Origin of the sequence: Methanomethylovorans sp. (assembly GCF_041447285.1) — an archaeon.
Taxonomy (GTDB): domain Archaea; phylum Halobacteriota; class Methanosarcinia; order Methanosarcinales; family Methanosarcinaceae; genus Methanomethylovorans.
The window spans coordinates 147,290-158,927 of the sequence record NZ_JBGMEB010000005.1; the positions used below are offsets into that span (position 1 = coordinate 147,290).

The window sequence follows — 11,638 nt, forward strand, 5'->3', positions numbered from 1 at the left end:
TGATTATGGGGAATGAGGAAGGCGTAAAAGAAGTTTTTGTGAAAGGTATTTTCCTCGTAAACATGTTGGGTGGTACATCGCCTGCAGTATTGCTGGAAGATGATGATGGTTTGGTGATGCCTATTCATATAGGCCAGGCTGAAGCTGTGTCAATTGATACGGTCATACGTAATGAGACTCTTCCACGTCCTATGGCTCACGATCTTCTGGTCTCCATTCTCGAACGTATGGAAGTTGAGGTCGCTAGCGTATTCATTGATGATAAAATCGATAATGTGTACTATGCTCGCCTTGTACTCAATGATGGTGAAAAACGTATGGAATTTGATGCGCGTCCAAGCGATTGTATAGCTATAGCACTACGGAAAAAAGCGCCGATCATGATCTCTGAAGAATTGATCATAAGTGATTCTGTTAGCAAGGATCTTCTCAAAGGAGCACGTTCACTTTCTTTGTACTGATGCCATTAATTCAAAAAACATATATACTGTTCAGTTAATGTTCTTCTATGAGGCACAGAATATTCTACAATCCTTTTACAATACTTTTTACCTTTGTGCTGTTCCTTTTACTGTCTATTAGCGTGTCTTTTCTCTTTTTAGGATTGGTCAGCTCCGCGTTTGTAAAATTGTTTAATTTTGGTTGGGAATATGCCTTTATTCTCCTTTTTCTCTGTCTGATTGGCAGCAATATTAATGTCCCTCTGACAACACTGGAAACCGAGGAACCACTCCCCAACAGAAACTTTGTCAGAGTATTTGGTATAAGTTATCGCATACCATTAAAGGAAAGTTTTATAAGAAAGACTACATTAGCTGTGAATGTAGGGGGGGCGGTGATACCGACTCTTGCTTCGGCTTATCTCTTCTATATATATCCCGAGGTTATCATCTATTGTATCTATGGGATCATTATCGTGTCCCTAGTTACCAAAATGGTTGCCCGCCCTGTAAAAGGAGTAGGCATAGTGACTCCAGCATTAGTGCCTCCAATTGTTGCCGCGCTGAGTTCCATCCTTATAATATCTAAATTTTCTGTAAATCCTGATTTCATCTTCATTATTGCATATACCGGTGGAACCTTAGGTACTTTAATTGGAGCAGACTTGCTCAACCTGCGAGGCATATCTAAGATTGGTGCTCCAGTGGTTAGTATAGGTGGAGCAGGAACTTTTGATGGTGTATTCCTTGCAGGTATCATAGCTGTGCTCCTGGTGGTGTGATTGATTCATAATCTATTAATACGAGTTTCCCTTGATTATGCATCATGCTCACTAAAAGGATAATTCCCTGTCTTGATGTGACTCTTGATGAAGCCGGAGGCACTGTAGTGAAGGGTATTGAGTTCGTGGACCTGAGAAAAGCAGGCGACCCCGTGGAACTTGCAAAGCGCTATAATGAACAGGGTGCAGATGAACTGGTATTTCTGGACATCACAGCTTCCCATGAGGGTAGAGGCACTATGATCAATGTAATAGAAAGGACTGCAGATGAGGTTTTTATTCCTCTTACTGTGGGCGGTGGCATTAATTCCATTGAAGACATACGGCAGATCCTCAGAGCAGGGGCTGATAAAGTATCCATAAATACTGCAGCAGTAAAAAATCCGGAGCTTATCAGGCAGTCATCAGAAATATTTGGTTCCCAGTGCATTGTCACTGCCATTGATTGCAAGCGGAATACTGATGTTAAGAACAACCCGGATAAAGTAGTACTTGAGCTTGAGGATGGTACTCCTGCATGGTATGAAGTTGTTATCTATGGGGGCAGAAAGCCCACAGGTATCGATGCAGTACAGTGGGCAAAAAAAGTAGAGGAACTTGGTTCAGGTGAAATACTGCTTACCAGTATGGATAAGGATGGAACCTATGATGGTTTTGATATTCCTGTCACAAGAAAACTCTCTGAGGAGCTTGATATCCCTGTGATAGCTTCAGGTGGTGTCGGTAATCCACAACACATCTACGAAGGTTTCACAAAAGGAAAAGCTGATGCTGCATTAGCTGCAAGTATCTTCCATTTTGGGGAATATACAGTGCAGGATGTAAAAGAGTATCTCAGAGAGAGGCAAATACCTGTCAGACTTTAATTAGGGAGATATTCTAATGGAGATCAGGGAATTCCAGAAACTTATGTATGACCTGTACGCTCATAATGACCGCAGGCGAGGTGCTGCTGCCACTATGCTGTGGCTTGTGGAAGAAGTTGGCGAATTGTCAGAAGCTGTGCGCAGGAATGATACAGAGAACATAAGGGAAGAGCTTGCAGACTGTTTTGCCTGGGTAGGCGCCTTAGCAAACCTTTATAATATTGATATAGAAGCAGCTTTCCTTCAGAAGTATCCTCTCGTGTGTCCAACATGTGGCAAAAATCCCTGTATTTGTACAGATTGATCAGCCTGTAGACCATATCATGTATAGGGTTCGCAATGAATGTAGAGAATGCTGTCGTTACCATACTTTTCACGGAAGCGGTTCTCTACTTCTGTACATATATCGTGGGCTTCAACAAGAGTAAGGTTCATATCCACCTGTATATGCACATCAGTAGCAATATTATTGCCAACTCTTCTTGTTTTAAGTTTGTGGAAGTCTTTAACACCATCAGTTGATGCAATAATATGCTGTATGTCTTCAATGACATCTTTTGCGGGAGCTGCCTCAGTAAGCTCATTTGTATTCTTATATGTGATGTCAAATGCAACCTTAAATATGAAAAAACTTAGTATTACTGCTGCAATCGGATCCAGCACTGCCCACTTACCTCCAAGGACTATTGCTCCTCCGATCCCCAGCATTGTTCCCACAGATGAGAATGCATCTGATCGGTGATGCCATGCATTTGCCACCATTGCATCACTTTTTAGATTGTTTGCATAATTTAAGGTATATCTGTACAACCATTCTTTTGTAAGGATGGAAAACACTGCAGCAATTAAAGCTATCATCCCCGGTTGTTCGAGCTTTCCTCCATTTATTACCAAAAGGATCTTACTCAGGCCACCTAAAAAGATCTCTACTCCAATTATAAAAAGTACAATACCCACAAAAGCAGCACACAAAGTCTCAATTTTGCCATGTCCATAATGGTGGTTATTGTCTGCGGGTTTTCCTGCAACTTTTATTCCTACTATTACTACTATATCTGTAATAAAATCCGAAAATGAATGGATAGCATCTGCGATCATTGCCGCACTGTTGCCTAATATACCGGCAATGAACTTGAAAAGTGTGAGGATAATGTTTACTATCATCCCATTTGTGGTTACTTTTACTGCAGTTCCACTTCTTTCATTCTCTGTGTTCATATGGATAGATGCTCCATTGACCTAAATAGAGATTTATTGTCTCTCTATTTAACTCTTTGCATATTTTTTGACAACCTTCTTCTTTTTTGATACCCTTCAATCTTTTTTGTATCCTTACTTTATTAATCATTTAAAAATATGTTTTGAACACCTATCTTTTCAACTTCGACTAATGACCTTTAATCTGATCACTAATCTACTTTTTTACATCCTCGAACAATTTAAATAGATAGAACACAGAATTATTTATATGTAAAGGGGGGTGCATTATGGTCAACAATGCCAGGATATATTTAATAGTCATTTTCTTGCTGACATTAGTAAGCTTATCAAGTGGATGTATCAAGAATTTTGAAAAAGAGTCCAATATTATAATAACGGATACTGAATTGTCCGCAGACAAAGTGACAAGTTCTTTTGTAGATATCAACGTAACAACTTATATTCTTCATACAAGCGGGGTTCAGAAAAATGATACTTCACTGCAACTGAAGGTATTTGATAGTAATACGGACTTTTTGAAGTCAAGGAAAGTTATAGAGGTAGGACCCATAAAAGAAGGTGAGACATCTTCAGTTTCTCAATCTATCAGATTGCCCAGAGAAGGCACATACAGGGTGGAATTTGTGCTGTCTGATGGAAATAAAACAAAATCCACGGCAGAGATATATTTGAGTGGGCTTGAAAGATTGAAGACTGACGTGCAGGAAATAGGTATAGGTATAGATAGTATAGATTTCCTGGTTAGGAAGGTCGTAGGCAACAACGTTGTGATAGAATCTGATGTTTATCTCACAAATTCAGGTTCTAATGTGAGTCAAGACTACAAGATGCTGGTGAAAGCCCGCGAAATGGATGCACGTCTTATAGCAGACAAGGTCTGGACCACCACTGGCCTAATAGGTCCGGAAGAAACAGTTGTCAGAAGTGTAAACCTTACAGTGCCTGATAACTACAATTATGTTGTAGAGGTTCTTGTCTGGAAGGACAATGTCCTTGTGAAGCGTGGAGAAGATTACGTCCAGTTGAATCCACAAAAGGTTATTGATAAGAACAAGACAGTTGAGTCCAAGGATATCGTAACAAGTGATTTTGTAGTAGAGGAAACTCCAACAGAAGCACCTTCGGGTGAAACACCTTATGAAGAACCAGAAATGGGAACACCAGGATTTGGTTCAGGCCTTGCTATAATATCTCTGATTGCAGCATTTATCATCTTCAGGAGGAGATGCGTATGAGTGGGGAATTAAAAGAAACCGGAAGTATGGGGCAGGTGCAATCTCCTGCGCCAGTAAAGACGAAAGAGAGAAAAGAACCAACAATGGAGGACTATTTTAGAGCTGGTTTATTCATACTGGTGGGTCTTCTTCTTGCAATTTCAGTACTCCAGTTCGTAGGCTCGGTAGATCAAATAATCTACACATGGTTTGAATCGGAATATATTCCTATCATCAAGGCTGTGTTTAACCTTGTAGTAGTAGTTTTCTGTTTATATGTGCTCAAATTCCACCTGCTGAAAAAGAAGGCATAGACTTCTTTGGATATATATTCCCGAACACTGGCCGGAAACTTCAAAGCCTTCTGGCCATCATTTATATATTGTGACATCATCACAAACCTTCATGTCCTATATTCCTGAACTTCTGGCCCCTGCCGGTGATATGCTCTCTCTTAAGGCTGCTGTGGAAAATGGTGCAGATGCAGTATACCTGGGAGTTAAGAAGCTCAGTGCCAGAGCATACGCTTCTAATTTTTCTCTTGATGAACTGGAACAGGCTATAGACTATGCTCATCTCAGAGGAGTGAAGGTCTACATTACAGTGAACACTCTGATAAAAGATGCTGAGTTTACTGAGGCAGCCGAAACTTTGCAGAATATTGCAGCATACGGTGCCGATGCTGTAATAGTGCAGGATGTAGGCTTAATTTCCTTTTTACGCGAGTTCTTGCCCAGACTTCCTGTACATGCAAGTACACAGATGACAGTCCATAACAGTAATAGTGTACGTTTACTTGAAGGTCTGGGTGTAAAAAGGATCGTCCTTGCAAGAGAACTATCACTTGAAGCTATTCATTCCATCCGCAAAAACACGCAAGCAGAGCTTGAGGTGTTTATTCATGGTGCTCTATGTATCTGTTATTCCGGACAATGTCTGTTTAGCAGCCTGATCGGGGGCAGAAGCGGCAATAGGGGCTACTGTGCTCAGCCTTGCCGTAAACAATATATTCTTAAGAAGAATGGAAAAGAAGTAAAACTTCAAGATAATTTCCTGTTAAGTCCAAAGGATTTGAACACATCTCAAATTCTTCCTCTTCTTATTGAAGCTGGTGTTTCATCCCTTAAAATAGAAGGAAGGATGAAACGCCCCGAATATGTGGCAGGTGTAGTGGGTATTTATAGGCGGCTTCTTGACCGTTATGCTGCAGGCCCAACAGCTTATTTTGTGCCTGAGGAAGAGTTAAGGACGCTTGAACAGCTTTTTAACAGAGGTTTTACGCATGCGTATCTCTCAGGAAAACCACGCATCAAGTTGATGGATCACGGTGTACCATATAATCGGGGGGTTCTGGTAGGCACTGTGAAGGGGCAATCGAGAGGTGGTTATGTAAGCCTTAAATTGTCAGGTCCTCTTAATGTTGGCGATGGAATAGGTTTTTCAGGAGGGGATACAGGCGAGAGCGTGACCAAAATGCTCTACAAAGGCAGACCAATCACTTCTGCTGATAAAGATATGATAGTCGACATCCCTCTTTCCAATCCTGTATCTGCAGGAATGCAAGTATACAGGACTTCTGATGTCTCACTTCTAAAGTCTATGGAACGATCTTTCACCTCTCAAACACCTGTGCGCAAAGTTCCATTGCGGCTTAATCTTACGGCTATAACAGGTAAACAGCTGGAACTGGAAATACAGGATAGCGATGGCAACATAACAAGTATAGTTTCTGAATACGTTGTGCAGCCATCCCTCAAAAATCCTACAACCAGAGATGATATGGAAAAGCAGCTAACAAAGCTTGGAAATACTGTTTTCCATCCTGTTTCAGTGGAGATCACTTCGAGTCAGGATATTTTCATTCCTATCAAGGAATTGAATAATATACGCAATATTGCTGTTCAGGAACTAGGGGATATCAGAACCAGGAAATGGAAACGCAAACTCGATCATTTTATTTTTTCACTTCCTTCCCAGCACAATATAAAAACAGGGAAACCTATGCTGACTGTCAGTGTGAGCAATCTGGATAGCTTGACATCTGCAGCTAGCGAGGGTGCAGATGTTATTTATTATGGGGATGAAAACTATCGTGTCCATACCAAAACTGAATTGGGGAAAGCAAGAGACATTGCATTTGGAAAAGGCTGCATGATCTATCTCTCAACACCATCTATTGTGTGGGATAATGATATCAATGAACTGCAATTGCTTATCCGGGAAGCATTGGAAGTAGGTTTTCATGGAGTACTTGTTTCCAACCTTGGTGTTCTCAGGTCAGTACAACAGGTGGGTTGCAATTTTATTGTTGATCATCATCTCAACATTTTCAATCATAGATCAGTCTCATTTTTCCAGAATTCAGGTTCTGAAGCGGTTACCTTATCTGCGGAGCTTACCTTGGAACAGGTGTCATTTTTGAGCAGTTATGGGAATGTTGAATGTGTAATTCATGGAAACCCGCAACTTATGGTTATGGAAAATTGCATTGTGGGAAGTTTGCTTGGAGGTAAAGGTGAAGCTTGTTCTATGCCTTGCAAAGCAAATGATTTTTCAATAGTTGATGAAAAAGGCTTTGAATTTCCATTATTGATGGATGAACATTGCAGAACCCACATTTTTAATTCCAGAGAATTATGTCTGCTGGATGAAATTCCCAGCTTTTTAAATGCAGGTGTCCGTAGATTGAGAATAGATGCAAGGCATATGGATGCACAGAAAGTGAGAGTAGTTGTGGCCGCATATAAACAAAGAATTGAGGAATTTATTTCTCAGGAATCGGTTTCTGGCCTTACTTGCAAGGATATATCAGAGAAATATACTAAAGGCCATTATTTCAGAGGTGTGCTATGAAGGTGTTCTTTTCAGGTTCTATCCGGGGTGGGAGGGAATTGTTGTCCGTTTACCAATATCTTTGCACACTCATTGCTTCACTGGGTCATGAAGTCCTTAGCGAGCACGTAGCTGATTCAGAACTTGAAAATATAGAATCGTTGATGACAGAGCAGGAGATATTTGCAAGGGATATGAGCTTATTAGAACACAGTGAATGCCTTATTGCAGAGGTTACTATTCCTTCCATAGGTGTTGGCTATGAGATCTGCAGTGCTCTTCAAAGGAATATGCCAGTGTTATGCCTCTACAAGGAGGGATCAAATGTGTCAGCTATGATTCAAGGAAATCCAAGAGTAATTGTACAACAGTATTCTGCTATGGAAGACCTTAAAATTATATTAGCAAGCTTTTTTCAGCATGTGGGTCAGAAATATGTGGATAATGGTTAAATACTTGTCAGATTAATATTCACTTGATAAATATGGAAACAGAAATAATAATTGTTCTGGCAGCAATAGTAATTGCGTATCTGCTTTATCACGTCTTAAAAACTGTAAAAAACATGGCTGTCAATACTATCATGGGCCTATTGGTGCTTGTAATTGCTAACACAGTGCTAGGGCTGAATATAGCATATTCATGGGTTGTAATTCTTACCTGTGCGATTGCAGGTGTTGTGGGGGCAATTCTTGTGATCCTGTTACACTATGTGGGTATCTTCTTCTGATGATACACGCATCACGGCACTTATCATGTGCCGTATTTGCTTCTTTCCCTTGTAGTTCTTTTCTATTATGTTGTCCTTAAGTTCAAGGAATTCAAATCCATTAAAAAGTGCTCTTATTTCCTCAGAAGTAAAATAATGGTAGAGTATCCCATGCTGGCGCACAAAAGTGCGTTCTTCTATCTCTTCTCCTCCAAACCTCATGTCCTGAAAACCAAAGACCTCAAAAAATACCAGTCCCTTATGTTTCAAGACTCTTCTTATTTCTGAGACTGCAGCTTTTCTTCCCGGCTCGGTCAGGTGCTGTAATACTCCCAAGCAGATTACAGCATCAAAATTTCCCTCCTTAAAAGGCAAATGGGTAAGACTTGCAGTAGCATAATCGGCTTTCAGGCCCTGTTTTTTCAGATAGTCCCTTGCTCTAGTTAAAGCTGCAAATGAAATGTCTATACCTGTTGTGCTATAGTTGGAAGAAAGTGGAAAGAGGTGTCTCCCACATCCGCATCCAGCATCAAGTATTCTGCTTCTTTTAGGAAGTCTTTCTGTTATGTGGGATATAGAGCCAGCACATCCCCATTGTAGATGTCTGTACTCCTTTTCCCATGCAAAAATATGTTCTTTTTCGATCAATTCTATGGTCTGTAGCTTGCAGCTTCACTGAATCTCTTTGCAAGGAAGTCCTTTTCCATTGATGAAAGGAACCATCCGGCTTTGGGACCTGATTGTTGTCCCAAAACTGCCAGATAAATGGCCTTGAACATGTCGGTAGGCTTCACTTCAAGTTCCTCAGGGGAAACTCCCATTAATTTGGTCATCCTGGTGTTAAGTGAGGACCCTTTCTCTTTAGAAGAATAGACCAAATTATGATAATCTTCTCCGCTTAGCTCCTTTGCAGCATCAATCTCCTCGGACAATGCTTTAAGGAAAGCTCTCTGCAAATCGTTCAGTGTTGCAGCCTGTACAGGGATCTCTTCTTTCACGCTGAACTTTACCATGTCGGGGGCATACATCTCAAGCCATTTACCAACGTTTTCTGCAAGCTCCAAGATACATTTCTCATTCTTTGTGCTGTACCCGGATCTTTCCACTATCTTCATCACTCTATCAAGATCCCCATGAGCCACCTGATAAATAGTGATCATGTGTCTGAATGGAATGTCTGTATGACAGATGCCAGCGGCATGTGATAGTTCTTTAAGTCTCCTGTTATAGCTGGATTCTTCGGTGTCAGCGCTTAGTTTTTCAAATTCATCTACCAGATTCAGCAGAGGCAGGGATGGATCGAAGCGAATATGTTTCTCTGGTTTTGTTCTTATTATGAGATACCTAAGGATTTCTGGTGGAAGCACTTCCAACATCTCAGATATTGATACCACTACGCCGCTTGAGGAGGACATTGCTCCTTTTGTACCCAGCATGATCCATTCATATACTACCGGATATGGTGCTTTATATCCGTATATCTCTTCACTTATGGCTTTACCTGTATCGTAGGATCCACCTTTGGAAGCATGGTCTTTTCCAAAAGGCTCAACAGTTACACCCAACACGCCCCAGCGGGCGGGCCAGTCCACACGCCAAGTGAGTTTTCCTCCTCCTCGCATTGACACTGTTCCAGAGTCTCCACAAGAGCAGACGTAATCCACAGTCTCTGCATTGATGTCAAAGCCAGTTACTTTAGTGGTTGTAAGCCGAGCACATTTCTTACAGATAGGATTAAAGGGACTCCAGTCTGCTGTGACCTCCTTTCCGGAATGTTTCTGGAGAATATGTGCTATCTTATCTCTATTAATAAGTGCTTTCTTAATGCTCTCTACATACATTCCTTGTTTGTACATCTCATCAGCACGGTATATTTTTGGATGGATGCCTAAGCGGTCCAGAGCTGTGTAGAAAGGCTTGAGGAAATGCTCTGCATAACTGGCACATTCACCGCATGGGCATGGTATTTCTGAAATGGGTTTTCCTACATGTGGTGCAAAACTTTCATCCAGGAAAGGATATACTTTCCTCAGAGGGTCGTATGTGTCAGCAACATATATTATCTCTGCATTTGCTCCCTGGTCCAGCAGAGCGCGGTATGTTGCATCTGCTGTAACTACTTCTCTCATGTTCCCGATGTGTATGTGTCCTGAGGGAGTGATGCCAGTTGCAACCAGGTGCTTTTTTCCGCTCCCGATTATTTCCTCTGCCATGACATCTGCCCAATGCGTAATATCTGCCATATTAATTCACCAAATTCATAATAATGATGCTTTATCAAATTATATACTATTATTTTAGGGCTGTGGTGTGACAATATGTGTAAGTACGAGTTTTCACATTTATCTAATTTTTATTAAAATCTAGTGTATATTAATCTAACTGGTTGGTTTTTATTCCTCTATGACATAAACTCTATACAACCTGGGGTAATAAACATGCAATCACTTTCTCTTAAAGAACGCTTTGTCCGAGCCCTTAAAGGAAAGGATGTAGACAAAGTACCGGTGTGCTCAGTTACACAGACAGCAACCATTCAAATGATGGAACTCACCGGAGCAAAATGGCCACAGGCCCACTATGATCCGGACAAGATGGCTACTCTGGCGATTGCTGGTCATAGGCTGGCTGGTCTGGAGGGTGTAAGGGTTCCTTTTTGTACAACTGTAATTGCACAAACCTTGGGGTGTAAGATAGATGAGGGAAACATTGACACTCACCCGTATCAGCTGAGTTTCCCATGCGTCGATGTAAAGGATGTAAAAAACATAAAAATTCCAGAGAACCTTTGTGAAAGTGAGAGAATATCCACTGTTCTAAAAGCAGCAGAGATCGTAAGGACGAAGGTTGGAGAAGATGTACCTCTGATTGCTGGTATGATCGGGCCGGCAGCAGTTGCTTTTTATCTGTCGGGTGCACATAACTACCTCATGTGGTGTATCCAACATCCCGATGCTTTGCAGGAACTCATGGAAATCGGCACAGAAGTATGCATCGAGTATTCAAATGATCTCTTTGAGCATGGAGTGGATGCTGTAAACGTATCTGATTCTGAAGCAGGTCCTGATCTCTTTCCTGTCCCAATGTTTGAATCCATGGTGCTTCCGCAGTACAGGAAGCTTACTTCCAGATTACAGGGAATGTCAGTGTTGCATATCTGCGGAGACGCCACAGAAATACTTGATCAGATGGCTGTATCGGGCTTCAATGGGCTTAGCATTGAAGAAAAGGTAAATGCTAGATATGCAAAGCACATAATAGGTGACAGGGCATGCCTGATCGGCAATGTTTCACCCACAATGACTTTTCTTTCTCAGTCACCCAACGAGATAAAAAAAGAAGCTAAGCAATGCATAGAAGACGGAGTAGACATACTTGCGCCAGGCTGTGGTATAGAGCCTCACACCTCTTTGGACAACTTACAGGCATTTGTTTCTGCAAGAGATGAATACTATCAAGGAAAGATCCAATAAGCAGATTATTTTTCATAGTTTATGTTTCTGTTCTCCGTTCTTAAATTCGCATAAGGTGAAATGTTCGCATCGATACGAATCGAAAGAGTTAATTAGTAGTA

The 11,638-nt window shown here is 41.2% G+C and carries 13 protein-coding genes; 10 read left to right on the forward strand and 3 right to left on the reverse strand.

The window, feature by feature from the left end; all coding sequences use genetic code 11:
• The first annotated feature begins 5 nt into the window (after positions 1-5).
• Genes ACC612_RS02490 through ACC612_RS02505 form a run of 4 tightly spaced genes read left to right on the forward strand, consistent with a single transcriptional unit; the run spans position 6 to position 2,392 of the window.
• Positions 6-461 carry a bifunctional nuclease family protein gene (locus tag ACC612_RS02490; RefSeq protein ID WP_371852888.1) on the forward strand — a complete coding sequence of 152 codons (456 nt, stop codon included), beginning with the start codon at positions 6-8 and terminating at the stop codon, positions 459-461.
• Positions 462-508: 47 nt separating this feature from the next.
• The gene (locus ACC612_RS02495) at positions 509-1,222 is read left to right on the forward strand and encodes a DUF1614 domain-containing protein (RefSeq protein ID WP_371852889.1); all 714 of its coding nucleotides are present in this window, start codon (positions 509-511) and stop codon (positions 1,220-1,222) included.
• Positions 1,223-1,266: 44 nt separating this feature from the next.
• Positions 1,267-2,088 (forward strand): imidazole glycerol phosphate synthase subunit HisF, encoded by an 822-nt coding sequence (gene hisF / locus ACC612_RS02500; protein ID WP_371852890.1) that lies wholly within the window; start codon positions 1,267-1,269, stop codon positions 2,086-2,088.
• Between the two features lie 16 nt (positions 2,089-2,104).
• On the forward strand, positions 2,105-2,392 hold the full coding sequence (locus ACC612_RS02505; protein ID WP_371852891.1) for a MazG nucleotide pyrophosphohydrolase domain-containing protein: 288 nt from the start codon (positions 2,105-2,107) through the stop codon (positions 2,390-2,392).
• A 17-nt stretch (positions 2,393-2,409) separates the two neighbouring features.
• Here ACC612_RS02505 and ACC612_RS02510 read toward each other — a convergent pair whose 3' ends face one another.
• On the reverse strand, positions 2,410-3,306 hold the full coding sequence (locus ACC612_RS02510) for a cation diffusion facilitator family transporter (protein ID WP_371852892.1): 897 nt from the start codon (positions 3,304-3,306) through the stop codon (positions 2,410-2,412).
• A gap of 269 nt (positions 3,307-3,575) precedes the next feature.
• On the opposite strand from ACC612_RS02510, the gene ACC612_RS02515 reads away from it, so the two are divergent.
• From ACC612_RS02515 to ACC612_RS02535, 5 genes are all read left to right on the forward strand, one after another.
• Positions 3,576-4,544: a PGF-CTERM sorting domain-containing protein gene (locus tag ACC612_RS02515; protein ID WP_371852893.1), complete on the forward strand. Its 969-nt coding sequence runs from the start codon at positions 3,576-3,578 to the stop codon at positions 4,542-4,544.
• Positions 4,541-4,837, forward strand: coding sequence for a hypothetical protein (locus ACC612_RS02520; RefSeq protein WP_371852894.1), 297 nt, complete (start codon positions 4,541-4,543; stop codon positions 4,835-4,837). The genes ACC612_RS02515 and ACC612_RS02520 overlap by 4 nt, the downstream gene beginning before the upstream one ends.
• A gap of 91 nt (positions 4,838-4,928) precedes the next feature.
• Positions 4,929-7,376: a DUF3656 domain-containing protein gene (locus tag ACC612_RS02525; protein ID WP_371852895.1), complete on the forward strand. Its 2,448-nt coding sequence runs from the start codon at positions 4,929-4,931 to the stop codon at positions 7,374-7,376.
• Positions 7,373-7,807 carry a nucleoside 2-deoxyribosyltransferase gene (locus ACC612_RS02530; RefSeq protein WP_371852896.1) on the forward strand — a complete coding sequence of 145 codons (435 nt, stop codon included), beginning with the start codon at positions 7,373-7,375 and terminating at the stop codon, positions 7,805-7,807. Before ACC612_RS02525 ends, ACC612_RS02530 begins: the two co-directional genes overlap by 4 nt.
• A gap of 32 nt (positions 7,808-7,839) precedes the next feature.
• Entirely contained in the window at positions 7,840-8,085 is a 246-nt protein-coding gene (locus ACC612_RS02535; protein ID WP_371852897.1) for a pro-sigmaK processing inhibitor BofA family protein, read from the forward strand.
• Here the strand turns inward: ACC612_RS02535 and ACC612_RS02540 are convergent.
• Positions 8,059-8,712: a class I SAM-dependent methyltransferase gene (locus tag ACC612_RS02540; protein WP_371852898.1), complete on the reverse strand. Its 654-nt coding sequence runs from the start codon at positions 8,710-8,712 to the stop codon at positions 8,059-8,061. The genes ACC612_RS02535 and ACC612_RS02540 overlap by 27 nt on opposite strands.
• Positions 8,713-8,714: 2 nt before the next feature.
• A complete protein-coding gene (gene lysS / locus ACC612_RS02545; protein WP_371852899.1) occupies positions 8,715-10,307 on the reverse strand; it encodes a lysine--tRNA ligase in 1,593 nt (530 codons plus the stop codon).
• Between the two features lie 195 nt (positions 10,308-10,502).
• Between lysS and mtaA the strand changes: the two genes are divergently transcribed.
• A complete protein-coding gene (mtaA, locus tag ACC612_RS02550) occupies positions 10,503-11,537 on the forward strand; it encodes a methylcobamide:CoM methyltransferase MtaA (RefSeq protein WP_371852900.1) in 1,035 nt (344 codons plus the stop codon).
• Positions 11,538-11,638 lie beyond the last annotated feature (101 nt).

Bases quoted from the DNA above. Each gene is read 5' to 3' on its own strand.
- ACC612_RS02510 (WP_371852892.1), bottom strand. From the start codon at position 3,306: ATGAACACAGAGAATGAAAGAAGTGGAACTGCAGTAAAAGTAACCACA.
- lysS (WP_371852899.1), bottom strand. From the start codon at position 10,307: ATGGCAGATATTACGCATTGGGCAGATGTCATGGCAGAGGAAATAATC.
- ACC612_RS02520 (WP_371852894.1), top strand. From the start codon at position 4,541: ATGAGTGGGGAATTAAAAGAAACCGGAAGTATGGGGCAGGTGCAATCT.
- ACC612_RS02535 (WP_371852897.1), top strand. From the start codon at position 7,840: ATGGAAACAGAAATAATAATTGTTCTGGCAGCAATAGTAATTGCGTAT.
- mtaA (WP_371852900.1), top strand. From the start codon at position 10,503: ATGCAATCACTTTCTCTTAAAGAACGCTTTGTCCGAGCCCTTAAAGGA.
- ACC612_RS02515 (WP_371852893.1), top strand. From the start codon at position 3,576: ATGGTCAACAATGCCAGGATATATTTAATAGTCATTTTCTTGCTGACA.
- ACC612_RS02530 (WP_371852896.1), top strand. From the start codon at position 7,373: ATGAAGGTGTTCTTTTCAGGTTCTATCCGGGGTGGGAGGGAATTGTTG.
- hisF (WP_371852890.1), top strand. From the start codon at position 1,267: ATGCTCACTAAAAGGATAATTCCCTGTCTTGATGTGACTCTTGATGAA.
- ACC612_RS02525 (WP_371852895.1), top strand. From the start codon at position 4,929: ATGTCCTATATTCCTGAACTTCTGGCCCCTGCCGGTGATATGCTCTCT.
- ACC612_RS02490 (WP_371852888.1), top strand. From the start codon at position 6: ATGGGGAATGAGGAAGGCGTAAAAGAAGTTTTTGTGAAAGGTATTTTC.
- ACC612_RS02495 (WP_371852889.1), top strand. From the start codon at position 509: ATGAGGCACAGAATATTCTACAATCCTTTTACAATACTTTTTACCTTT.
- ACC612_RS02505 (WP_371852891.1), top strand. From the start codon at position 2,105: ATGGAGATCAGGGAATTCCAGAAACTTATGTATGACCTGTACGCTCAT.